Annotated in this window: 21 protein-coding genes and 1 tRNA gene; 16 read left to right on the plus strand and 6 right to left on the minus strand. The window is 43.9% G+C overall.

Annotated elements, in window-relative coordinates:
* The first annotated feature begins 203 nt into the window (after nucleotides 1-203).
* The 4 genes from atpD to AAIR98_RS01255 all read left to right on the plus strand — a co-directional run bounded on the left by atpD (nucleotide 204) and on the right by AAIR98_RS01255 (nucleotide 3,844).
* Nucleotides 204-1,625, plus strand: coding sequence for a F0F1 ATP synthase subunit beta (gene atpD / locus AAIR98_RS01240; RefSeq protein WP_423970431.1), 1,422 nt, complete (start codon nucleotides 204-206; stop codon nucleotides 1,623-1,625).
* A 164-nt stretch (nucleotides 1,626-1,789) separates the two neighbouring features.
* On the plus strand, nucleotides 1,790-2,209 hold the full coding sequence (atpC, locus tag AAIR98_RS01245) for an ATP synthase F1 subunit epsilon (protein ID WP_423970432.1): 420 nt from the start codon (nucleotides 1,790-1,792) through the stop codon (nucleotides 2,207-2,209).
* Nucleotides 2,210-2,315: 106 nt separating this feature from the next.
* The gene (locus AAIR98_RS01250; protein ID WP_423970433.1) at nucleotides 2,316-3,224 is read left to right on the plus strand and encodes a hypothetical protein; all 909 of its coding nucleotides are present in this window, start codon (nucleotides 2,316-2,318) and stop codon (nucleotides 3,222-3,224) included.
* 140 nt (nucleotides 3,225-3,364) lie between these two features.
* Nucleotides 3,365-3,844 (plus strand): type IV pilin protein, encoded by a 480-nt coding sequence (locus AAIR98_RS01255; protein WP_423970434.1) that lies wholly within the window; start codon nucleotides 3,365-3,367, stop codon nucleotides 3,842-3,844.
* A 108-nt stretch (nucleotides 3,845-3,952) separates the two neighbouring features.
* On the opposite strand, the gene recA is transcribed toward AAIR98_RS01255, so the two are convergent.
* Together recA and AAIR98_RS01265 are read right to left on the minus strand one after the other, a co-directional pair.
* The gene (recA, locus tag AAIR98_RS01260; RefSeq protein WP_423970435.1) at nucleotides 3,953-5,017 is read right to left on the minus strand and encodes a recombinase RecA; all 1,065 of its coding nucleotides are present in this window, start codon (nucleotides 5,015-5,017) and stop codon (nucleotides 3,953-3,955) included.
* 210 nt (nucleotides 5,018-5,227) lie between these two features.
* Nucleotides 5,228-7,741 (minus strand): ATP-dependent Clp protease ATP-binding subunit, encoded by a 2,514-nt coding sequence (locus tag AAIR98_RS01265; RefSeq protein ID WP_423970436.1) that lies wholly within the window; start codon nucleotides 7,739-7,741, stop codon nucleotides 5,228-5,230.
* 135 nt (nucleotides 7,742-7,876) lie between these two features.
* On the opposite strand from AAIR98_RS01265, the gene AAIR98_RS01270 reads away from it, so the two are divergent.
* The 5 genes from AAIR98_RS01270 (at nucleotide 7,877) to AAIR98_RS01290 (ending at nucleotide 12,879) form a co-directional block, all read left to right on the plus strand.
* Entirely contained in the window at nucleotides 7,877-8,338 is a 462-nt protein-coding gene (locus tag AAIR98_RS01270; protein WP_423970437.1) for a nucleoside-diphosphate kinase, read from the plus strand.
* 1 nt (nucleotide 8,339) lies between these two features.
* Nucleotides 8,340-9,206: an alpha/beta hydrolase gene (locus AAIR98_RS01275; protein ID WP_423970438.1), complete on the plus strand. Its 867-nt coding sequence runs from the start codon at nucleotides 8,340-8,342 to the stop codon at nucleotides 9,204-9,206.
* Nucleotides 9,203-10,093 carry an N-acetylmuramic acid 6-phosphate etherase gene (murQ, locus tag AAIR98_RS01280; protein WP_423970439.1) on the plus strand — a complete coding sequence of 297 codons (891 nt, stop codon included), beginning with the start codon at nucleotides 9,203-9,205 and terminating at the stop codon, nucleotides 10,091-10,093. Before AAIR98_RS01275 ends, murQ begins: the two co-directional genes overlap by 4 nt.
* Nucleotides 10,086-11,183, plus strand: a complete 1,098-nt coding sequence (locus AAIR98_RS01285; protein WP_423970440.1) for an anhydro-N-acetylmuramic acid kinase — start codon at nucleotides 10,086-10,088, stop codon at nucleotides 11,181-11,183. Before murQ ends, AAIR98_RS01285 begins: the two co-directional genes overlap by 8 nt.
* A gap of 265 nt (nucleotides 11,184-11,448) precedes the next feature.
* Entirely contained in the window at nucleotides 11,449-12,879 is a 1,431-nt protein-coding gene (locus AAIR98_RS01290) for a glycoside hydrolase family 3 N-terminal domain-containing protein (protein WP_423970441.1), read from the plus strand.
* Here AAIR98_RS01290 and AAIR98_RS01295 read toward each other — a convergent pair.
* Both AAIR98_RS01295 and AAIR98_RS01300 read right to left on the minus strand, forming a co-directional pair.
* The gene (locus AAIR98_RS01295; protein WP_423970442.1) at nucleotides 12,876-13,559 is read right to left on the minus strand and encodes a MarC family protein; all 684 of its coding nucleotides are present in this window, start codon (nucleotides 13,557-13,559) and stop codon (nucleotides 12,876-12,878) included. The genes AAIR98_RS01290 and AAIR98_RS01295 overlap by 4 nt on opposite strands.
* A 450-nt stretch (nucleotides 13,560-14,009) precedes the next feature.
* Nucleotides 14,010-14,405: an RDD family protein gene (locus AAIR98_RS01300; protein WP_423970443.1), complete on the minus strand. Its 396-nt coding sequence runs from the start codon at nucleotides 14,403-14,405 to the stop codon at nucleotides 14,010-14,012.
* A gap of 167 nt (nucleotides 14,406-14,572) precedes the next feature.
* Here AAIR98_RS01300 and AAIR98_RS01305 point away from each other — a divergent pair.
* A tRNA-Val gene (locus AAIR98_RS01305) sits at nucleotides 14,573-14,644 on the plus strand.
* Between the two features lie 57 nt (nucleotides 14,645-14,701).
* Here the strand turns inward: AAIR98_RS01305 and AAIR98_RS01310 are convergent.
* Nucleotides 14,702-15,766 carry a hypothetical protein gene (locus AAIR98_RS01310; RefSeq protein WP_423970444.1) on the minus strand — a complete coding sequence of 355 codons (1,065 nt, stop codon included), beginning with the start codon at nucleotides 15,764-15,766 and terminating at the stop codon, nucleotides 14,702-14,704.
* A 97-nt stretch (nucleotides 15,767-15,863) separates the two neighbouring features.
* On the opposite strand from AAIR98_RS01310, the gene uvrB reads away from it, so the two are divergent.
* Nucleotides 15,864-17,867: an excinuclease ABC subunit UvrB gene (gene uvrB / locus AAIR98_RS01315; protein ID WP_423970445.1), complete on the plus strand. Its 2,004-nt coding sequence runs from the start codon at nucleotides 15,864-15,866 to the stop codon at nucleotides 17,865-17,867.
* Nucleotides 17,864-18,421, plus strand: coding sequence for a biotin--[acetyl-CoA-carboxylase] ligase (locus AAIR98_RS01320; RefSeq protein ID WP_423970446.1), 558 nt, complete (start codon nucleotides 17,864-17,866; stop codon nucleotides 18,419-18,421). The genes uvrB and AAIR98_RS01320 overlap by 4 nt, the downstream gene beginning before the upstream one ends.
* 359 nt (nucleotides 18,422-18,780) lie before the next feature.
* Here AAIR98_RS01320 and AAIR98_RS01325 read toward each other — a convergent pair whose 3' ends face one another.
* On the minus strand, nucleotides 18,781-20,817 hold the full coding sequence (locus AAIR98_RS01325; RefSeq protein WP_423970447.1) for a M3 family metallopeptidase: 2,037 nt from the start codon (nucleotides 20,815-20,817) through the stop codon (nucleotides 18,781-18,783).
* 149 nt (nucleotides 20,818-20,966) lie between these two features.
* On the opposite strand from AAIR98_RS01325, the gene AAIR98_RS01330 reads away from it, so the two are divergent.
* The 4 genes from AAIR98_RS01330 to AAIR98_RS01345 all read left to right on the plus strand — a co-directional run bounded on the left by AAIR98_RS01330 (nucleotide 20,967) and on the right by AAIR98_RS01345 (nucleotide 23,853).
* On the plus strand, nucleotides 20,967-21,536 hold the full coding sequence (locus tag AAIR98_RS01330; protein WP_423970448.1) for a pyruvoyl-dependent arginine decarboxylase: 570 nt from the start codon (nucleotides 20,967-20,969) through the stop codon (nucleotides 21,534-21,536).
* 11 nt (nucleotides 21,537-21,547) lie between these two features.
* Nucleotides 21,548-22,420, plus strand: a complete 873-nt coding sequence (speB, locus tag AAIR98_RS01335) for an agmatinase (protein WP_423970449.1) — start codon at nucleotides 21,548-21,550, stop codon at nucleotides 22,418-22,420.
* Nucleotides 22,421-22,788: 368 nt separating this feature from the next.
* Nucleotides 22,789-23,412: a hypothetical protein gene (locus AAIR98_RS01340; protein WP_423970450.1), complete on the plus strand. Its 624-nt coding sequence runs from the start codon at nucleotides 22,789-22,791 to the stop codon at nucleotides 23,410-23,412.
* A 273-nt stretch (nucleotides 23,413-23,685) separates the two neighbouring features.
* A complete protein-coding gene (locus tag AAIR98_RS01345; protein WP_423970451.1) occupies nucleotides 23,686-23,853 on the plus strand; it encodes a hypothetical protein in 168 nt (55 codons plus the stop codon).
* Nucleotides 23,854-24,084: the final 231 nt, after the last annotated feature.

Below are 24,084 nucleotides of genomic sequence, written 5' to 3' on the forward strand. Positions count from 1 at the left end.
TCATAGGAGTTTGAGTAGATTTTCTATTTTATTGCGACGATATTCAAGTAGCGTAGCTACGGTGAGGAGCAAAAAATAGAAAATCTGCCAAAATCCGAAGAAAATTTATACCGCTGATGAAACCCAAGCGAACGCAGGGAGCGCAGCAGCCGGGACGCGAAGCGCAAAAGAGATTTGAAGCAGTATATACTAAGGAGTTTACAATGAGTACAGGTATAGTAACACAGGTCATCGGGCCTGTTATAGACATAGAATTTGCAGAGGGCAAATTACCCAAAATTAATAACGCCGTAGAAATAGCGTTAGGCGAGTCAAAAATTGTGGCCGAAGTTGCCCAGCAGCTGGGCGACAATATGGTGCGTACGGTGGCTTTATCGCCAACAGACGGCCTTGCCAGAGGCGCAAGCGCCACTGATACAGGCGCCCCGCTTACGGTACCTGTGGGTGAAGCGTGCTTAGGCAGGCTGCTTAACGTTTTAGGCGCGCCTATAGACCACGGTGAACCTGTTAAAGGCCAGGCCAACATGCCCATACACCGCGAACCGCCAACCTTAGAAGAACAGAAAACAACCCCTGAAATTTTTGAAACAGGCATTAAAGTAGTTGACCTCTTAGCCCCTTACATGAAGGGCGGCAAGGTAGGTTTATTTGGCGGCGCCGGCGTAGGCAAAACGGTTCTTATTATGGAACTTATTAACAACGTGGCGCGTGAACACAGCGGCAGCTCCGTATTTGGCGGCGTAGGCGAAAGAAGCCGCGAGGGTAATGACCTGTGGTTAGACATGAAAGGGGCCGAACTTGCCGACGGCTCTACCGTTTTAGATAAAACAGTGCTTGTATTTGGCCAAATGAACGAACCGCCGGGCGCGCGCGCTAAAGTAGCTTTAACAGCGCTCACACAGGCCGAGTACTTTAGAGACGTAAAAGGCCAAGACGTGCTGTTATTTTTAGACAATATTTTCCGCTACGTGCTTGCCAACTCAGAGGTGTCCGCGCTGTTGGGCCGTATGCCTTCAGCCGTAGGTTACCAGCCTACACTTAACACTGAAATAGGCGCTTTGCAGGAACGTATTACATCAACTAACAAAGGTTCTATTACGTCAATTCAGGCCGTTTATGTGCCCGCTGACGACATGACGGACCCCGGTGTAGCCGCCACATTTACCCACTTGGACGCGACGACAGTGCTTTCCCGCAGCCTTGTGGAGCTTGGCATTTACCCGGCTGTGGACCCCTTGGAGTCCACCTCCAGAATTTTAGACCCCAGAGTAATTGGCGACGAGCACTACCAGGTTGCCCAGGGCGTGCGTAAAATTTTACAGAAGTATAAAGAATTACAGGACATCATAGCCATTTTAGGCATAGACGAACTTGGCGACGAAGATAAAAAAGTTGTTGCCAGGGCCAGAAGAATACAAAGGTTCCTTTCCCAGCCGTTCTCCGTGGGTGAAAAGTTTACCGGCCGCAAAGGCAAATACGTTAAACTGGCGGACACAATTAAAGCTTTTAAAGGTTTAATTAACGGCGAATATGACCATATTTCAGAGGGTTCTTTCTTTATGTGCGGCGGTATAGAAGACGTGCTTGCCAACCATGAAAAATCCTCCAAGGCCGAGGGCAACTAGCTAAGTCCTAAGGGCAAAAGTTGTTCTATATTTGAAGGTACACCCCTTTTCTCCCTTTCGTAAAGGGAGTACCCCGGATGGGGTAGGGATTTAATTTTGCAAAGCAACTTTTTGCTTAAGCTTATATACCAAAATTTGGAATATAGTTTAAAGCGGAGCATTACATGAAGAAACTTAAACTAACAATACTCACACCGGAGCGCCCAATAGTCCAAGATAAAGAAGTGGACTTTGTAGCGTTCCCCGCTTATGAGGGTGAAATGGGTGTTTTGCCGGGCCATGAAAAGGCCGTGGTGCTCTTACAACACGGTATTTTGCGCTATAAAAACGGCGACCAGCAGGAAGAGTTTGCCGTAATGGGCGGCTTTGCCGAGGTATTTAAAGACAATATTTCAGTACTGGCAGAAGACGCCGCGCTGGCGGGCGAAGTGGACGAAGAAGCTGAAAGGCAGAAGATAGCCAAAACAAAGCAGTCTCTCTCTTCGCACGACGCGGACATAGACTTTGAACTGGCGGAAATAGAGTTAAAAGCGTCACTCATGAAAATGAAAATAAAAAACCGCGGCCAAAGAAGATCTAAATAAAAAAACCTCCCTGAAAATCAGGGAGGTTTTTTATCCATTGTTCTAAAAAGTCTCTCGGTAAGCAAATTATTTAATATAATTTTTTAAATAATCTGTTGGAGAAGGCATGAAAAAATATTTTATTATACCGGGCATTATTTTGTTATTTCTTATCCTAGCCACCCAGACGTCCGGGGAGGCGCAGGTGGGAATAATAGTTTTTGGTATTTTTATTGGGGTTCCGTTTTTCCTCATAATCTCTGCAGCGTTTTCATCCTCCCGCACAAATAAAGAGGCCGAAAACGTCAAAAAGTCAGCCGTCTACCAACATTTAAATACCGAGGATAAAAAAGCGTTTGAGCTGGAAAACATGGCGATATATAAACCTTCTTCAGAAAGACGCACTATGCTTTTGTTAGCTTTTATTCTCTTACCGCTTTTAATTCTTGTTTTATTTGTAACCCCAAAAGACACGTCTTCCTCAGAACTTTTAATGTTTCGTATCGGCATAGGCGGCGTACTGCTGATTATAACGTTCTTCCTTTTAAAAATGGCTTTACTAAAAACGTTTATTGGGGTTTCCCCTTCACATTTAATATTTTGGAATAGGAAATACCAATGGAGCGATATAGAAGCAATAGATCTAGATGCGCAATACTCTACTGATCAATCATTAAAAAACCAGTTATTAAAACCTTCTTTTTCAACAAAAACTAATCTTAATCTCAGTGTAAGATTAACACTCCAAGCCCATCAGCGTATTACAAAGAAGCGAAAAAATATTGCTGTTCTCTTAGCAGTTCTGTTAATAATTATATGCGCTGCTTTTATTTTTATTTACTTTTTCTCCTCCCCACAATGGAACAATAACCCACCCCCGTCTGCCGCAAGTATCACTTTTTTTATTGGTGTAGTATTTTTGTTTTTAAAAGATTATGCCCAACCTGGCAAGCTTGAGTTGCGCATAAATACAAAAGATAACATGCGCATGATAGAAGCGCTAAACTATTATAAAGAAAAATATTCAATACAATAAAAACACCCCCTCTGATTAAACCAGGGGGGCAAATCTTCAATAATCCTTGTGAGTTTAGTTAAACTATCTACAGACTCCTCTTACAAATACACATAACTTTTTGTACAATTATATTCTATAATCATTTTAGGAGAAAAAACATGAAAAAAGGGTTTACTTTAATAGAACTTTTGGTAGTTGTATTAATAATTGGTATTTTAGCCGCGATTGCACTACCTCAATACACAAAAGCCGTAGAAAAAAGCAGAGTTACCGAGGCGTTATCAAACCTAAAGACAATTCGCGACAACTCGCAAATGTATGTAATGGCCCATGGGTTTCCTAACCCCCAATTGCTAGACCAAGACTTTGCTAACGCCGTAGATATAGAGCTTACCGGCGGCTCTTGGGACAGCGAAGGTTATTATGTAACTAAAAATTTTAAATACCAAATGGGTTGTTTCGCTACAGGGTGCGAAAGCTGGGCGCTTCGCGCTGGGGATAAATATGTATTAGTAAGTTTAATTTCTTCTTCCGGTGAAATAGACAACGCCTGTTATGATTATGAGGACCCTGCTGGCGTAGCAATATGCAAACAACTTGTTGCCAACGGTTACAGGCATGAAGAAGGCACCTATTAAACAATTATTTAATGTAGAAATCGGATGATCCTTAAACAACCCCCCGGCAATTTCTTGCCGGGGGGTTAACTAATATCTTGAGGTTGCTACCGTGCTGCCGTAACAAATTTATTTATTGCCTTTACCTTTTTTTACTATAGGGGCAACGTCTTCTTTGGCTTCTTCACTCTTTTTACCTTCAAAGTGGTGGCCAAGGTACTTTTCTTTAAGTTTATTTTCTATTTCTAAAGAAAGTTCCACATTATCTTTAAGGTACTGGCGGGCGTTATCGGCTCCCTGGCCCAGCTTTTCCGTGCCGTAGAGGAACCAACTGCCGCTTTTCTCTATAATACCGGCCTGTACGCCCATATCAATTATGCAGCCTTCCTTTGAAATACCCTCGCCGTGTAACATAGTAAACTCGGCCTGTCTGTAAGGCGGGGCAACTTTGTTTTTGGTTACTTTGGCGCGTACGCGGGTACCTATAATTTCGTCGCCTTTTTTAAGGTTTTCAATTTTTCTTACGTCAATACGTACAGATGAATAAAACTTTAAGGCCAAACCGCCCGGCGTTGTCTCCGGGTTGCCAAACATTATGCCTATTTTCTGCCTTATCTGGTTAATAAAGATAATGCTGGTTTTGGTTTTAGCTAAAAGGCTGGTTAATTTTCTAAGAGCCTGCGACATTAAGCGGGCCTGCAAACCTACATGCGCGTCGCCCATTTCGCCCTCAATTTCCGCCCTGGGCACAAGCGCGGCTACGGAGTCTATAATAATTAAATCAACAGCGCCGCTGCGTACTAATTTTTCTGCAATTTCAAGGGCTTGTTCGCCGCTGTCAGGCTGCGATACAAAAAGCTCGTCCACATCTACGCCTATGCTGTTGGCGTACACAGGGTCAAGCGCGTGTTCCGCGTCTATAAAGGCGACTACGCCGCCGGCTTTTTGCGCCTGCGCCGCTATGTGTAAGCTGAGTGTAGTTTTACCGCCGGCTTCAGGCCCGTAAATTTCTATTACACGCCCTCTGGGCACGCCGCCTACGCCAAGCGCGAGGTCAAGTGACAGTGCGCCTGTGGAAATAGCGTCAATTTTTTTAATACTGCCGGCGCCTAATTTTAAAATTGCTTCTTTACCAAAACTTTTTTCAATCTGGCTCATAGCCAGTTCAAGTGCTTTTGCTTTATTCGCGTCCATTTTATACCTCGCTCTTTGCAATTATTACACAAATCAAAACTGAAACATTGTAATGCGTTCTATCTTTTGTTCTATTATAACATTGTTTTTTTAATTTTGTCAATTATCTTATTTTACAGGTCTATATTTTTCTTCTCCCTCTTAGGGGATATTGTTCCGGTTCTGGATACACGTCCTTTTCTCCCTTTACAAAAGGGAGATTAACAACAGTTATTTTACCGCTTCCGCTTTCTCGGGCACGGCGCATTGTTTAAATGTAAGTTTAGCTTCCGCTTCATCATAATCCGCCATAATTGTGGAGCAGTTGGGGTAGCCCTTTTTCAAAATATCCTCGGCCAATGGGTCTTCCAGGTCACGCTGTAAGGCGCGCAACAGCGGGCGGGCGCCGTATTTAGGGTCAAACCCGCGCTCTATAAGAAAGTTTCTGGCGCTGTCAGATAAAAGTATATGCAAATCTCTCTCCTGCAATTTCTCAGTTACTTTTTTGAGGTTGATGTCCAAAATCTCGCTCAAATGTTCTTTATTTAAGGAGTGGAACACAACAATCTCGTCTATTCTGTTAACAAATTCAGGATTGAAAACTTTTTTAACCTCTTCCATGACGTTTTGTTTCATTTTGTCATGCTCTTGCGCTTCGTTATTTTGCGGGGCAAAACCAAGCCCGCCGCCTTTATTGGTAATTTCTCTGGCGCCTACGTTAGAGGTCATTATAATTACAGAGTTTTTAAAGCTAACTTTATGCCCTAAAGAATCCGTCAAAGTACCCTCGTCAAGCACTTGCAGTAAAATGTTAAAAATATCCGGGTGCGCCTTTTCAATTTCGTCCAACACTATAACGCTGTAGGGGCGGCGGCGCACGGCTTCCGTCAGCTGCCCGCCCTCTTCAAAGCCCACATAGCCCGGGGGCGCGCCTATAAGGCGTGACACTGCAAATTTTTCCATATATTCAGACATGTCTATACGCACCATAGCGTCTTCATCACCAAACATAAAAGATGCTAAAGTTTTGGCAAGCTCCGTCTTGCCTACGCCGGTAGGGCCTAAGAATAAGAAGCCGCCTATAGGCTTTTTGGGGTTGCCCAGGCCAGTGCGGGAACGTCTGATAGCCTGCGATACTACGCGCACGGCCTCGTCTTGGCCGACAATGCTTTCGTGCATAGACTCTTCCATATGCAATATTTTGTCGGTCTCGCTTTGTGTAAGGCGCGTTACGGGTATGCCCGTCCATTTGGACGCTACCAGCGCGATGTCCTCGGCCGTTACTTCCGGGCGTTGGGTTTCTTTTTCTTTATCCCACTTTTCTTTAAGGTGTTCAATATATTTTCTAAGGCGCTCCTGCGTTTCTTTAGCGCGGGCGGCTGTCTCAAAATCTTTCTTTTCTATGGCTTCTTCTTTTTCTTTGATAGAAGCGTCATACTCTTTTTGCTTAAGCTTAAGTTCTTTAGGAGTGACGGAGTTTTTTATTCTCGCCCTCGCGCCCGCTTCGTCAAAAAGGTCAATGGCTTTGTCCGGTAAGCTGCGGTCTGATATATAACGGTCCGATATTTCGGCCGCGGCTTCTACCGCGTCGTCGGTAAAAGTAACTTTATGGTGCGCTTCATAGCCGCCCCTTAAACCTTTTAAAATTTCAATTGTTTCGTCCACACTTGGCGGGTCAACCACTACGGGCTGAAAGCGGCGTTCAAGCGCGGCGTCGGCCTCAATATTACGCCTAAACTCGTCAAAAGTCGTTGCGCCTATGCACTGCACCGTGCCTCTGGCAAGGGCGGGTTTAAGCATGTTGGAAGCGTCTATAGACCCCTCCGCCGCGCCGGCGCCTATAATGGTGTGCAGCTCGTCAATAAAAATAATATTTTCGCGGTTTTTTTCAAGCTCTGCTATAAGGTTTTTAAGGCGCTGTTCAAACTCTCCGCGATACTTTGTCCCCGCCACAAGGCCCGCTAAGTCCAGGCTGAGTATTCTTTTGCCGTTTAAAACATCGTCAATTTCGCCGTCGGCTATTCTTTGGGCCAGACCCTCCACTATAGCGGTTTTGCCTACGCCCGGTTCGCCTACTAAAACAGGGTTGTTTTTGGTGCGGCGGGCTAAAATTTGTATTATTCTTTCCACTTCTTCTTCACGGCCTATAACGGGGTCCAGCTCGCCTTTGGCGGCCTGGGCGGTAAGGTCACGGGCAAATTCGTCTAAAAGCGGTGTTTTACTTTTGCTTTTTTTGGCCGGATATTCAACACCGTGGGAGGTAAACGTGTCTTCAAGCTCGTCACGCTCTTCCGCTTCCGCGGCGCCTGACGCGCTGGAAATTTCTAAAACGGTTTCTCTAACAGCTTCTACGTTTAAACCGAATGCTTCTAATATGCGCACAGCCACGCCCTCGTCTTCACGGATAAGGCCAAGCAACAGGTGCTCCGTGCCCACATAATCGGCCCCGGTTATTTGGGATTCTTCTAAAGAATATTCCAAAACTTTTTTAGCGCGCGGCGTAAACGGTATTTCCCCCATAAGCATGATAGTATCGCCTATGCCTACCAGTTTTTCTATTTCCGCTCTTACGCGTTTATATCCCACGCCCAGCAGCGATAACGCTTTAAAAGACGTGCTGTCTTCTATAGAAACCAAACCCAAAAGTATATGTTCCGTGCCGACGTAGTCGTGGTTAAATCTTTTTGCTTCTTCCTGCGCTATGAGTACCGCTTTTTGCGCTCTTTCCGTAAATCTTTTTGCCATTTTTATAATTCTCCAAAATTGTCTATATAATAATATTATTATATTTACATTGCTTTGTGTTGCCGCTTAGCCACCCTCTGCTATAACTTTACGTCAAAGTTTACAAGGTAAACACCCGCAGCAAGAGCAAAATATATGTATAATGAAATCATGGAAAGAACATTAATTTTAATTAAACCGGACGCTATACAAAAAAGGCTTACCGGTATTATACTGGACCGTATAGAATCCCTCGGCCTGCAAATGGCCGCAGCCAAAGTGGCAGTAGTCACTGACGACCTTGCCAGAAAACATTATGACAACCTGGCAGGCACACCCTACGTTGATAACGTAGTCAAATTTATGATGGGTGATTTTAACAATATTACCAACCACCGTGTGTACGCTTTTGTATACGAGGGTGAAAATGCCGTGGCCAAAGTGCGCGAAATGATAGGCAACACCAACCCCGACAAGGCCGACCCATGGACAATCAGGGGCCAGTTTGGCTGCTTTAAAAACGGCGTTATGCAAAACGCTGTGCACGCATCGGGCACACCGCAGGAAGCGGAAAGGGAAATTGCGCTTTGGTTTAAAAAGGAAGAAATTGTAAGTTAACATGAAAAAATTATTTACTCTTTTAATTTTAATCGCAGCCGTGTCAGTTTACGCGCAGGAAGCCGCTAAAACAGAAACGCCGCCCGCGCCAAAACCGCCGGCAGACGCCGTAGAGTCCGGCACTGTGGCGGGGGACCCTGTTTCCTTAGAAGCCGACGACCAGTGGAAAATAAATGGCGTGTTTTTACAATCCACGCTTGAAGAGCCTAAGTATGTTATTTTGCTGCCTGACCTGGGTAAAAATAGAACATATTACACCAGATTTACCAAAAATCTTGCGGCCTCAGGCATAGGCTATTTAGCCATCGACCTTAGAGGCCACGGCAAAAGCGCGGTGCCGCAGCATTACACAAAATTTGAAAGAGAGGGCATTAACTCTCAGTTTAACAGAATGTATAAAGACGTAAACATCGCCGTTGAATATTTAAAAAACAGAAAAATACCCGCCAAAAATATTTTTATTTTAGGCGCGGGCCTGGGCGCTAACGTGGCGGCAAGCTCTTTGGTATTTAACACAGACATTGGCGGCGCGGCGCTTATAACGCCGTCTACCAATACCCGCGACGTGCTTACAATACCCGGTGTAAAAGTGGCCAAAATACCGCTGCTTATAGCCTGCGCCACAGACGTAAGAAAAAACTTTTTAGAAGCCAGCCTTATACGCAACGTGGCCTACAACACACAGGGCCCGGGCAAGGTAACGTTCCTCACCGCATATGACAGAGAAGGGGCTAACATGTTAGACACTTACCTTACGCCCGCTGTAGTGCAGTGGGTAAAAACACCCGTACTGCCCGAAGTATTGGACGACACCCCGCAAGCCGAAGATTTAATAACACAAGAGATTTTAACGGACGCAATTGAATGAAGAAAAACCCATTAAGCCAAACGGAAATGCAAAACAAAAACACAGCGGCCCTTGATAAACTTTCGCCTTTAAAAATAGTGGAAGTTATTAACAAGGAAGACGCCGCAACCGTTAAGGCCGTGGGTAAAGCGAAAAAAGAAATAGCCGCAGCCATAAGGCTGGCGGCAGACTGTTTTGGCAAAGGTGGCAAAATTATTTTTATAGGCGCCGGAACAAGCGGCCGTCTGGGTATTTTGGAAGCGGCGGAATGCCCGCCCACGTTCAGTACCGATCCCGCCCAAATTATAGGCATAATGGCGGGCGGAAAAAGCAGCGTATTTAAAGCTAAAGAAGGCGCTGAAGATGACGGCCCGCAAGGCGTAAAAGATATTTTGGCCAAGGCTAAAAAGGGCGACATTGTTTTTGGCGTGGCCGCCAGCGGCAAAACGCCATACGTAATTGCCGCGCTTAAAGCGGCCAAAAAAATCAAAGCAAAAACAGTTTTGGTTACCTGCAATAATAAAGGCATTGAAAAATTTGCAGACGTTACAATCTATTTACCAACCGGGCCAGAAGTATTGCAAGGCTCTACAAGAATGAAGGCCGCCACCGCCACAAAAATGACGTTAAATATTATTACCACCGGCGCCATGACATTATGCGGCAAGGTATACAAAAATTTAATGGTAGACGTAAAAGCCAGCAATATTAAACTGCGCGGCAGAGCGCAAAGGCTGGTAGAAACAACGGCAAAAGTACCGCCCGCCAAAGCGGAAAAATTATTGAAAGAAACCTCTTACAACGTAAAAACCGCCATAGTAATGGGCAGAAAAAATATTTCTAAAAGCTCGGCCGAAAAATTGCTGCGCCAAAACAAAGGTTTTTTGAGGAAAGTTTTTAATGAATAAAAAATATTCAATAGGACTGATGAGCGGCACCTCTGCCGACGGGCTTACTGCAACGTTAATCAGTAACGCCCCGTTTAAAGTAATATGTTGCAAAAATTACCCTTACCCCAAAGCACTGCAGCAAAAACTTATTATGGCGTACAATTTAAAAGCGGCCGCACTTGCCGAGCTAAGTTTTGAAATAGGCAAACAATACGCCATAACCGTAAACAAATTTCTAAAACAATTTAAAATAAACAAAAAAGATATTTTTGCCGTAGGCATGCACGGCCAAACTGTTACCCACAACCCATACGCAAAAACACCCAACACTATGCAAATAGGCGAACCGGCTTACCTTAGCGCAATGGGCCTAAAAGTAGTGTACAACTTTCGTGTTAAAGACATGGTACTTGGCGGGCAAGGCGCGCCGCTGGTGCCGTTTTTTGATGAATATGTTTTTGGTAAAGGGGCGCCAAGCGTACTGCTAAATATAGGCGGCATATCAAATATAACAGTAACTGGCAAAGGGGTAAAAACATTTGGTTTTGACACAGGCCCGGGTAATGCGCTGATGGATTCTGTTTTGCAAAAACACTCCAAAGGCAAAATAGCCTATGATAAAAGCGGTGCAATAGCAGCCAAAGGTACTGTGGATGAAACTCTGCTAGAAAAACTGCTGGCGGACAATTTTTTTGAACAAAAACCGCCTAAATCGCTGGACCGCGCGCAATTTGGAGCGGCATATATGGCCAAGAATATCCCCGCAATAAACAGCAAAAATATAAACAATATTTTAGCCACGCTAAACATGTTTACAGCCGCCACAATTGCCCGCGCTATAGTAAAATTTGTAAAAACAAGGTATAGTGTTAAAAGAGTAATAATTTCAGGCGGCGGAGTTTATAACAAAACGTTAACTGCCAACATAGCAAAACTACTGCCCGGAACTAAAATAGAAAGCAGCGCTAAATACGGGGTAGATCCTATGGCAAAAGAAGCCGCCGCTTTCGCGGTTATGGCAATGTTAGCCCTGCAAGGCAAAACAAACCATTGCCCGCGCGCCACAGGCGCAAAGCAAAAAACAATTTTAGGGAGCGTAGTTGCTTAACCTCCTTTTATATAGATTTTGTTAATCCGATTTTTTCAAAATTTCATTTTTGTTTGCGCCGAGCATAGCTAGCGCTATGCAAGAAGCAAAAAAAGTGAAATTTTGAAAAAAGCGGCTTAACCGCAAAGCGGCCGCGTCACTTTTGGATAAATTTATGTCTTTTTACACCTTACATAACCAACGCTATGCGGCGGCATAAAAAGACATAAATTTACCTCAAAATTAAAGCGGCAAAATCTATATAAAAGGAGGTTAAGCAACTATTATGAACCCGGCAAGGTTAGTATATCCTGGATTTTGGTTTGGTAAAACAAAAATAGAAGACGCCCAAAAGTGGGCGGAGATGGGCGTGGGCGGCTTTTGCCTGTACGGCGGCACGCCTAAAGAAATTGAAGACCTTTCTAAAGACCTTAAAGACCGCACCCCCTACAGTAATATTTTAATAGCCGCAGATTATGAAGACGGCCTGGGCCGCTGGGTAACAGGCACAGAACTTTTGCCCTCCAATATGGCCATAGGCGCCGCGGGTGAAGAAGACTTGGCTATGAAAAAGGGCCTCATCACCGCCCGCCAGGCCAGGAGTATTGGCGTGGACTGGGTGTTTGCCCCAGTTGTAGACTTGGCCTGCACGCCAAGCAACCCTATTGTTAACACACGCTCTTTTGGCTGCAGCCCTGAGCTGGTTACAAAACTTAGCATAGCCTATATGGCGGGGTTGTCGCAGGGCGGGGTTTTAAACTCTTTAAAACACTTTCCGGGCCATGGGTCAACCAGTACGGACTCTCACCTGGCTATGCCTTTAATAAGCAAATCTTTTGACGAAATTTACGACTTTGACTTACTGCCCTACCGCAACCTTATGCGCTTTTCAGACTCCATTATGGTAGGCCATTTACTTATACCGTCTATTGACGATAAAGAGCCGTCTTCTTTATCACAAAAAACAATTAAGGGCCTGCTAAGACAAAGGCTTAACTACAAAGGCTGTATACTTACAGACGCGCTTGTAATGAAGGCCATAGGCGACCAAAAAACCGCTATTATGAAAGCGCTGGAAGCAACGGTGGATATTTTGCTGGCGCCGGAGGACCCGTACCAGGCTATAGAAATTTTAAACAGCTTACCGCAAGACGGCAAATGGAAAGACCAGATTATAAACTCCATAGCCACACAGGAAATGATGATAGCCAAAAACGTTAAGGCTGAGGTAAGAACGCCGGAACACTCGCTTTTTAAATCAACCTATTCTATGGAAGCCGCGCCAAAATGCCTTACCGCTATAGGCGGCAAAAAGCCGTTTACGGCAGGGCAAAGCGTCTATTATATGGCTGTGGATTGTAAAGATTTTGAAGACACACCTTTTGCCAAACAGCTTACCGCCAACGGCGCCAAATTGCAAGAGTATACAGGCGGCAATGTGGATACATTATTAATAGCGTCTTACAGCGGGTACGCCTCTTTTAAAGGTTATGTGAACTTTACAAAAGAACAAACAAAAGATATTTTAGCCGCGTTGGAATTTGCAAAAGACAGTGTGATGGTATCGTTTGGCAGCCCGTTTATACATGGGGAATTTATAAAGAAAATTCCGTTCCATTTACTTGCGTACTGCGCTAATGAGGATTTTCAAACAGTGGCCGCGGACGTACTTTTTGATAAGGCTAAAGCCGGCGGCAAACTGCCCGTAAAATTTTAGTGTTTAACCGTGTGCGCGAAATCAGGGCTGATAAACCCCACAGGCAAAAGCTGGGCAAGCCCGTCTATCATAAACTGCACGGCCATAGCGCATAAAATCATACCCATAAAGCGTATAATTATCTGCATACCGTTATTACCCAAAATTTTGTAAATAAACCTGGAAGACAATAGGCACATTGTCACTATAACAGAACATACTAACAATACAAAAATCATGCCAATATAGTTTAACACGCCTACTGTTTTATCTGAAAACAAAATAACCGTTGTTATTGTGCCGGGGCCTACAAATAAGGGCATGGCTACGGGCACTATAATATTGCCTATTTTTAAAGACGCTTCTTCAAACGGGTTGGCGGTGGAAGACGTGGTTTGTATACCCTCGTTAGAAAACTTGCTTTTACCTTGCATCATGCGTATGCCTACAAGTAAAATCAAAATACCGCCGGCAATTCTAAAAGCGGGTATTGTAATGCTGAACATATTTAACGCCGCGCGGCCTGTAAAAAAGAAAAATACCAAAAGGGAAAATATAGCCAGCCCCATTAAAATAGCCATGGCGCGCTGTACTTTGGGCGAGTCTGACTGCACATGCTCTAAAAATATAGCCACGTTGCCCACCGGGTTTAATATAGAAATTAAACCTATGAAAGAAGAAAACAATATAGCAAAATCCATTTAGCTACCCCTTTGTTTTATAATAAATACAAAAAACCCCCGCAAAAAGCAGGGTGCATTGTTGTTAAGGAAAGTTGTTAGTACGGCAAACCGGGCAAAATATTTATTGCCTGCATTTTTTTAAAAATGATAATCATTTTTAATACAATAATATTTTAGCAAATTTACCATTGGTATTTGCTATGTCTTTGACCCGCCGCAAGGCGGGGCCAACATAAGTGCAGTTCCATATAACCATAACAGAAGCGTGCCGCGCTTCATTTATACATCGTTTTCATTTTTGAGTGGAGTTTAAATTTTATTTAGGCGACATTCAAGTAGCGTAGCTACGGTGAGCCTCAAAAAATTTAAAATCCGCCAAAAATGGAAACTTAGAAAGCCGTGCAATAAGACATAGAAAATATCATAAAAAAAGCCCCTGCCTAACGGCAGGGGCTTTAATACAAAAACTTATTTGTTTACTACTAAGGTTTTGGCTAATATGTCGTGTAAAGCCTGTTTCTTTTCTGTGAAAGCGGCCATGATGTAACCAATGCCGAGAATGACGGAAGAAATAATTTTGCAAAGGTTTCTAATTAAAGCCTGTACAAAGTTTAACTGCCCGCCGTTGAGGTCCGTTACTTTAATGCCAAGAATGATTTTACCAATTGTGCCCTGATATTTAGGCATAGATTCCATATAAGCAAAGTAGCAAATAGCGGCGATGCTCAAGAGGAGTGAGAAAAGGTTCATAAGAAGCCCGCTGCCTGTAAGACCGACGATGAACAGTATAATACCCTGTACTACGGATATAATAATACCGTCAATAATAATAGCTCCTGCTCTTTTCCAAAAACCTGCGTACATAGATTGTACCTCCAAGAAATAATTTATATAACTTATATATAATAGCAAAATATTTGGTAAAATATATAAACAATACAGGGCAGTTGGCGCAGCGAAAAAAGGAAACAAGCCTGTTTCCTGTATCAATAAGTTACGCGCGACCGCCGGAAAGAATAATTTTAAATGACGGGCAGTTGGCGCAGCGGTAGCGCGATCGCCTCACACGCGATAGGTCACAGGTTCAAATCCTGTACTGCCCATATAAATTTTAAACAAAAACACCCGCACGCTAAGTGCGGGTGTTTTATTTGTAAATACTATATAGCGTAGCGTGTGTTAAGGTCCAGCCCGGCGGACAACAGAGACGCTTTTATCGCTTCTTTATCGTGCTCAAGATTAATCTCCACATCAACTTCTGACGTGTCTTTAAGCCTTTTTATTTTATCTTCTTTATACTGCTTTTCAGACTTATTTTGTTTGGCCATTTCTTTCCACATAATATCCATTTGTTGTTTGTATACAGGGTCAGTGGCGTATTTATTAGCGCCGTTAATCATCTCATTGCGCAGTGCGGCCAGGCCGTACTTGTCGGCGGTGGCGGCGGGCATGGTTAACAGGGCTATTTCGTCTTTTTCAATTTCCGCTTTTAGTGTGGCGGGCGGGGTGTTGGGCACGTAAGACAGCATTAAGTCTTTAGCCGCGAACACAAAAATCACCGCGCCCAAAAGTGCCGCGCCCCACGGGGCTCTGGCGCCTTTTTGGAATTTACTTACATTTTTGGAAAACACACTAAACTCGGCCTCAATCGCGCCTAAACCTTTGGCCATGTCCGCGCTAATACCGCTGGCTTTTAACTCTCTTGCCGCGGCAATGGCTTTTGCGGCCTCTTTTTGCGCGTATCTTATTTTATCGGTATTAGGAATAGCGTCCGAGTGGGTGGTCCACATTTTATAATTTTCCAAACTTTCACCCAACTGCACAACCAATTTTTGCTGGTTGGCGTTAAGGGAATTATATCTGCCTATATTTGCCTCCAGCTGCGGGCCTATGCTCCTTCTTACAACGTCAACTCTGTCGGACACTGTCTGGTATCCCAAAAACCTTGCCGATTCCATAAATCCGTCCACATTTACAGTGGCTCTTGTTATCAAATTAACCGCGTTATTGGGGATAACAAAGAACTTAATGGCCACAAAGCCGCTAAAAGCGACACCGCTTACGCCCAGCTCTTTAAAGCCTCTGCTTCTCATTGCTTTATATCTTTCTATGTCTTGCTGGGTTACTTCTTTTGCTTTGATATTATTTGCCGCCTGGGCAAACACCTGGGAATTACTGCTTAGGATTAGTACTGCGGTCATAAATAAACATGCTAGTTTTTTCATAGATGCACTTCCTGGGTTAAGGGTAACAACTGCCTACTCCCCCATTGTATGGCTATTTGTAAAGATTGTCAATACACAAAATTGCTAAAATATATACATGGGTAATTTTAATTTAAAATCAAATTTCAAGCCCGCCGGCGACCAGCCTAAGGCTATAGAAACAATTTGCAAGAGCATCTCAGAGGGTAAAAACAGGCAGACGCTGTTAGGGGTAACAGGGTCCGGCAAGACATTTACTATGGCAAATGTCATACAGAAGCTGGACAGGCCTACGCTGATAATGTCCCCCAACAAAGTCTTGGCGGCGCAGCTATACGCGGAATTTAAACAGTTTTTCCCTGATAACGCGGTAGAGTATTTTATTTCTTATTACGACTATTACCAGCCAGAAGCCTACCTGCCCGCTACAGACACCTACATAGAAAAAGACGCCTCTATCAACCAGCACATAGAGCAAATGCGTCTTAAAGCCACCACCTCTATTTTGACAAGAAAAGACGTTATTGTAGTGGCGTCTGTCTCCAGTATTTACAACATCGGCTCGCCAGATACATTTTCAGAAATGTGCCTTTACCTTAAAAAGGGCGCGGCCCTTACACGCCAGGCCATAACATCTATCCTTATAAAAAACCAATATGAGCGCAGTGATATTGAATTTACCGCTGGCAAGTTCCGCATGCGCGGCGCCAACATAGATATTTTGCCGCCGTATGCAGACGCCGGGCTGCGTGTTGAAATGGGCCCCAGGGGCGTAAACGCCGTATATGACATACACCCCATTACAGGCGAGATTTTGGCTGAGATTGAAGAAGCCTGGGTATACCCCGCAAAGCACTTTGTGGCCAAAGATGAAGACATTGAACGCGCCGTAGCCGCCATAACCATTGAAAAAGAAGCACGTGTAAAAGAATTGGAAGCGCTTGGCAAACCGCTGGAAGCGTACCGCCTGAAACAAAGGACGGAGTATGACGTAGAAATGCTGCGCCAGGCCGGGTTTTGCCAAGGCATTGAAAACTATTCCCGCCATATTGACGGCCGCCCCGCAGGCGCCCGCCCGGAATGTTTATTTGACTACTTTAAAAAACATAAAGATTTTATAGTGTTTGTGGACGAATCGCACGTAGCCGTACCGCAGGTGCGCGGTATGTATAACGGCGACAGGGCCCGCAAACAAATGTTAGTTGACTTCGGCTTTAGGCTGCCGTCCGCTTTAGACAACAGACCGCTTAAATTTGAAGAGTACGAGGCATTGTTGCCCGATACCGTTTTTGTCTCCGCCACACCCGGCCCTTACGAGCTTACCGTAAGCGGCAATAATATTGTGGAGCAGGTTATCCGCCCCACAGGCCTGGTGGACCCGCAGGTTACCGTCCACCCTACCAACGGGCAAATACCGCACCTTCTTTCTAAAATAGAAGAAAGAACAAAAAATAAACAGCGCACGCTTGTTCTTGCTCTTACCAAAAAAACAGCGGAAGATTTAACCGAATATCTTGATGAAAAGGGCGTTAAGGCCCGCTACCTGCATTCTGATATAGAATCACTTGAGCGTATAGAAATTTTACAGCAGTTTAAACAAGGTAAGTTTGACGTATTGGTTGGGATTAATCTGCTTAGAGAAGGTATTGATATACCGCAAGTAGGCCTTGTGGCAATTTTGGGCGCGGACAACGAGGGCTTTTTGCGTAACCAAACCACGCTTATCCAAATATCCGGCCGCGCGGCCAGAAACGTAGATGGCGAGGTTGTGCTTTACGCAGACAGAATGACCGATTCTATAAAATACGCCATGGGCGAAATGGACCGCAGACGCAAAATACAAACTAAATATAATGAAGAGCACAACATTACCCCGCAAAGCATTGTAAAGGCGGAGGTTGAACTTAAAGAATTTGAAACAGCGGCTAAGCTGGAGGGCTTAAAAGCGTTGCACGCTTTTACTGACATTCCATCAGCCAGCAGCCTGCCAAAGATGATAAAAGAAATTGAACGCCAAATGAAAGACGCGGCCGACAACCTTAACTTTGAACTGGCGGCAGACCTGCGCGACCGCATGCTGGAACTTAAAAATATGACCATTAAAACAAGGAAGAAAAAATGATAACCCGTACCGTAAATTTAACAGTAATAGACTCTACCCAAACCCTAGCCAAATCCATGGCCGAAAACGGGGCGCAGCACGGCACACTGATAGTAACCCAGACACAAACCGCCGGCAGGGGCCAATTTGAAAGAACGTGGGATTCACAAAAAGGCGGCCTGTTTTTCAGCTTAATTTTACGCCCCAACAAAAAGATAGAACAGTCTTCCGCTTTTACAATTAAGACGGCCGAGGTTGTGGTGGAAACACTTAAAATGTACGGCGTTAAAGCTAAAGTAAAATTCCCAAACGACGTGCTGGCGCACGACCCCGCCGCAAAAAAATATTTAAAAATCTGCGGCATTTTGACCGAAACATCTTCCAGCACACATACTACTGATTGGCTGGTAATAGGCGTGGGAATAAATTTAAATAATAATTTAAACAAAAGGCTGGACGCAACGTCAGTTAAAAGAATTTTAGGCCGCGCGGTTGACATGGAAGAGTTTAAAGAAAATTTTTTTAACCTGCTTACGCTGCGCTACAAACAATGGCTAATGAGCACACAGATATAAATCCCCATTAAATCCCTCCCGGCTGCGCCGTACTCCCTTTACAAAAGGGAGAAAGAACCTTTTTCCCTTCCACAAAAGCAAAATAAGAATTAATAATGGCATACCGCCGTTCCCTCCGCCGTGAGGCGTGAGGGTCTCAAGCATAAGGGCGTGTTGGCGCACATAGGTGGTGTTGCTGTGTAAGACACTCATATTTTGGCTACGCCATTGTTCTTGAGCCCATCTGCGCTCCGCCGCGCGATGGAACGGCAACGGACAAGTAAAAGCAATGTTGCTTAAATACGCTTTTCAAACATGGTTTGCAGATAAGAGCTATCCCCGCAGAATAAATATCCCCCGGCTAAGCCGGGGGATATTTATTATTTTTCTAAACCTATACTTTTCATAAAGGGCTTGTTGGAAACTTTTCTTCCGAGGAATTTTTCTACTATTACCTCTTCGTCATAAGTACCGCCGACGGACAATATTTCTTTGCGGAATTTTTTGCCTATTTCAGGGTTAAAAATACCGTTGCGTTCAAACTCGCTAAAAAAATCTTGCGCTATAACTTCCGCCCATAAATATCCGTAATAACCCGCGTCGTAACCGCCCATAATATGGTCAAAGCCCGCCTGCGGCAATGTGCCCGGCGTTGTGGGGCTGCCAGATATTTTGTCGGACAATTTAAAATATGTTTTGGTTGTGTCTACATATTTTTTGCTGGTGTGCAGCGTCATATCATACTGCGCGAAAAAGTTTTGGCGCAAATAACCGCGCGCGCTTAACGCGTTTTTACCGTTGATAAGTTTTGTTATAACGTCGCCCGGAATAACCTCGCCGGTTTTGTAATGCTTAGAAATTTGCTTAAGCACACGCGGGTCCCACGCCCAGTTTTCAAGTATTTGGCTGGGCACTTCCACAAAATCACCCGCCACAGCCGTGCCCGAGAGGCCGGAGTATTTAGCCGTTGTAAGCGCGTTGTGCAGCACGTGTCCAAACTCGTGAAACAAGGTCTCAACCTCGCCGTGTTTTAACAGCGACGGCACGCCGGGAGACGGCGGGTTAAAGTTAGATACTATCGCCGTAAAAGGCTTTTGGTAAGAACCGTCTTCCAATTGCTGGCCGCCAACTAAATCAAAACAAGCGGCATGTTTATACTTGCCCTCTCTTGGGAACATGTCCATATAAATGTAGGCTACGGGCTGCTTAGTATCGCTGTCTACAACTTTGTATGCCTTTACATCTTTATGCCAGACGGGGACGTCCGCAGGGGTAAAGGTTACGCCAAATAAATTGCCAAAAATATCCAGCATGCCGTTGATAACAATATCTGCGGGGAAATATTCTTTTATTTTTTCGGGGTCTACGTCATAATTTATTTTTTTGTACATGTTGCCCCAATAGCCGGATTCCCAGCCGTAAAGCTCTTTGCTTTTTTCGCCTGTTTTTTCAGCTTTAAGCGCCAAAAGTTCCTGCTTTTCTTTTTTGCCGTAGGGTTTTAATTTTTTGTAAAGGTCGTTTAAAAAATCGTCTACGTTTTTAGCGTTTTTGGCCATGCGGTATTCTAATTTTAAATCGGCGTAGTCTTTATAACCTAAAAGCACGGCCACCTCACGCCTTAGTTTAAGTGTGTCTTCCAAGATAGCCACGTTTTCTTCGCCGCCGCGGTTGCCATATTTAAACTCAAGCTGCTTTCTGGCCTCGTCGCTTTTGCTGTTAAGCATAAAGGGCACATAGTCCGGGTAGTTAAGCGTTATTTTATATTTGCCGTCCACTCGTTCCAAGCGGTCAACAAACTCCTGCGGCAGGCCGTCTAACTCCTCTAAAGTTACAAGCACAAACTCTTTATTGTCGCGTATGTTTTTGCTAAAGTTGATAGAATTTTCAGAGCGTTTTTGCGAGTTAAGCCTGTACGCCGCCAGCTGGTCGTCGGGCAAATGCAAACCGCTTTTTCTAAAGCCTATCATCATGTCTTCAAGCAGTTTGGCCTCGGGCACACCAAGGGTTGGTTTGGTGTCGGCATATTCTTTAATGGCGTTGTAAAGGTTTTTGCGGGTGCCTACTTCCACCATATACGCGCTTACTACTGACTGCAGCTCGGTGGCGGAGTCTCTTAATTTTTCGTCGGGCGACACGTAAGATAAAAACATGGCTATGCCAAAGGCGTCGCCGTACTTTTCAAAAGCTTTTGTGTACCCCATAACCGTATTTTCAAAAGTTCTGTTAGCGGCCGGTATAGTTAACAGCGCGGCCAAATCTTTTTCCAGCTGCTCTCTGGCGGCGGCTTCGGCGGGGGCTAAAGCCTCGGCCTTATAATCAAAGTGTAAAACCCCATCTTTATTAAACATTTTACTTTCCATACCAAACACTCCTGTTGTCAATATAAAAATACAGCAGACACAAACAATTTTTTTCATAATATATCCTGTAAAAAAGCATCATTTTAAGCGCCGCATAGCCCCATGAAAAACACGACGGGACAAGAAGAAAAATATTCAGCGTAAAAAAAATTACATTTTTTTATTCATTATGGTATACTATATATTATATTAACTATCACATGTTAATGGATAAAATAAAAAAAATGTACGAACACTTCGTCCCCCAAGAGATATTCCTTACTAAAGGAATTGGCAGACACAAAGAAAAATTAGCAAGCTTTGAGGAAGCTTTACGCGACGCTCAGATTGCTAACTACAACATTGTGCCTGTATCCAGTATCTTTCCGCCCCACTGCAAAACCATTCCGGTTGCTAAGGGCGTAAAGTCACTGCGCAGCGGTCAGATTTTACACTGCGTAATAAGCAGAAACACAAGCAATGAGCACAAACGCTTGATTTCCGCTTCGGTAGGCTTAGCTATTCCTAAAGATCCTAAAACGCACGGTTACATTTCTGAGCACCACAGCTTTGGTGAAACAGAAAAAATGGCCGGTGAATATGCAGAAGACTTGGCGGCACTCATGTTGTCAACAACCTTAGGCATAGAGTTTGACAATGATACCACCTGGAACCAGAAAGAAGAAATCTGGAAAATGAGCGGTAAAATTGTCAGAACAACCAACATTACCCAATCTGCCATTTGTGTAGACGGTTTATGGACAACTGTAGTAGCAGCAGCAGTGTTTGTAAAATAACAATATTGTTTGTGAAAAAAAATAAAACTATATTTATGGGGCTAGAGAGGAAACAAAACTCTCTGGCCTCTTGTCGTTACGTCGTTGTGCCGATACCGTTTGAGAAAACTGTCTCATTCGGGCACGGTACGGCTTTAGGGCCTAAAGCTATTTTGGAAGCTTCCGCCCAAGTGGAGTTGTGGGACGAAGAAGTAAAACGTGAAACATGGGAAGACGACATTTTCACCACAACTGCAATAAATTGCAAAGGTTCCACCCCGGTTGTTTTTGATAATATTAAGAACACCGTTAAAGAACTTATGAAATACAAGGCAATCCCCTTTTATATCGGCGGGGAACACTCTATCACACAGGCTTTATCAGAGCCTTACATTGATAAGTATAAAGACCTTAGTATTTTACATTTTGACGCGCACGCTGATTTACGCGCCGAATATGACGGCACGCCTTACAGCCACGCCTGCGCTTTATACCCCGCTTCACAACGTGTACCTGTTGTACAGGTAGGCATACGCAGCGTAGGGTCAGACGAGCAGCACCGCATAAACAAAGGCAATGTAACAACATTTTTAATGCATGAGCACAGAGATATTAAAAAGTTAATACCCCAAGTACTCAAAAAGCTTACAAAAAATGTTTATATTACTATCGACGTGGACGGCTTTGACCCAAGTGTTATCCCCGCCACAGGCACGCCGCAGCCCGGCGGTTTTGGTTGGTATGAGGGGCTGGACCTGTTTAGAGAAGTAATTAAAAAGAAAAACATTGTAGCTGTTGACGTAGTGGAAGCGGCAAAAAAGAAGGATGATTCTACTACCGAAATGAACACCGCAAAACTTATATACCGCATGATGGGCTATATAAGTAAAAAGAAATCTAAGTAAAATAAAAACCCCGCCGAACAGCGGGGTTTTTATATGCTTTTATAAGTGCAGTTATATTAGTGAATTTCACAGGATTTTGAGTAGAATTTCAATTTTCTTTCTTTCGGCACACTTGGTGCGGGAACACGGTGGGTGTGGTGAAAGAAAGAAAATTGAAATTATGCCAAAATCCGAAGAAAATTCTTTCCGCTTATTGAAAACTAAGCGAACGCAGAGAGCGATATATTTGGGACGCGAAGCGAACGCCGTCCTGCAAGGACCGCGAAGCGAACAAAAATAATCTTATTTTTTACCTTGCAAAAAGGCTGTTCAAAAGCTAGAATAACTATATATTAAAGTGTTACCAAGCATAACACTGCGGAGGGTGTATGAAAAAAGTATTATTAACAGCGGTTTGTATGGCGTTTGCCGTGGCGGCCAGCGCGCAAACATTTGAAAAAGTAAAAGAACTTGAAATTATAACAACAGGCGGCTCTATTGACGTAACCGCCGTAAAGGGGAAAACAACTTCAGTCAATGTGTCCGCCCTGGACGCTAAACACTGCACGACAGAAGTAAGACAGGATAATGAAAGGGAGCTGAAAATTAAAATTTCTAAAAAGACCCCCGCGTCCGTATGCAAACCTAATATTATAGTAACCACGCAGGCTAAAGTACCCGTGGAAATTGACGCCATGGACACGCAGATAGTGCTTAACGGCCTTGAAAAAGCGATTAACTTAGATATCAAAAATTCTCAGGCCAAACTGTCCGCCATAGCCGGCTCCTTAGACATAGAAGCCAAAGCTTCTACCGTAGTAGCCGAAGGCAAAATTAAAAAGCTTGATATTGAGGGCAACGGCAGCAATATTCAAACAGTATGGACAAAAAAACCGGGCTCAAAAAGCATTGAGCTGGAAGGTTCTAACAATGTGATGATGGCCTTCCCCGCCGGCACCAAAAAAGTGCCCGTTAAACAAGGCGAGTTTACCGGCAACCTTGTTATACAATAACTAAAGTTTTAACGAAACCCCCGCTCAGACGAGCGGGGGTTTCGTTATATACCCTTAAAAATATATGTTTGTGGGTGGCAACACTCAAGTTACTCCGATGAATAGTTTGTTGTTAAAAAAGACTTTGCCGTTCCCTCAGCCGTAAGCGTAAGGGTCTTGAGCATAACTGCATGTTAACGCACACAGCCGTTGTTGCAGTGGGCACTAATATTTTGTGGCTACGCCATTGTTCCTGAAACCATCCGCGCCCAAAACTAAGAAGTTATAAAAGCATTGCTTAAACACAGCGCAAAGGCGCAAATAGGCGGCATTTCTTGGACAGAGGATGAGCGTGAGCATTACGTGCCAATGAAAGATAAAAAAGTAATTGCGGCTTTGGCTGAACTAGAAAAAGAAGCGGAAGCTAAAAAAGTAAAAGAAAAACCGAAACCAACCAAATAATATTGTTTATTTTATTTCATATATTTTAAAAAGTTAGTTTTATTAAGTTAATAAAGCTAACTTTTATTTTTGTAAGTTTAGACAGTTTTTTTAAAATTATGTTTTTATTTTTTGATTGAATTAAAATATTACTTTCTTTTAAAAATAGTTGACTAGTTAAGCAATGTGCTTATTTCCACCTTAAAATACCTGTTTTTAGGCGATTTTGAATGATTTTGAGCTTGGCTCAAT

Origin of the sequence: Elusimicrobium simillimum (assembly GCF_049639735.1) — a bacterium.
Classification (GTDB): Bacteria; Elusimicrobiota; Elusimicrobia; order Elusimicrobiales; family Elusimicrobiaceae; genus Elusimicrobium; species Elusimicrobium simillimum.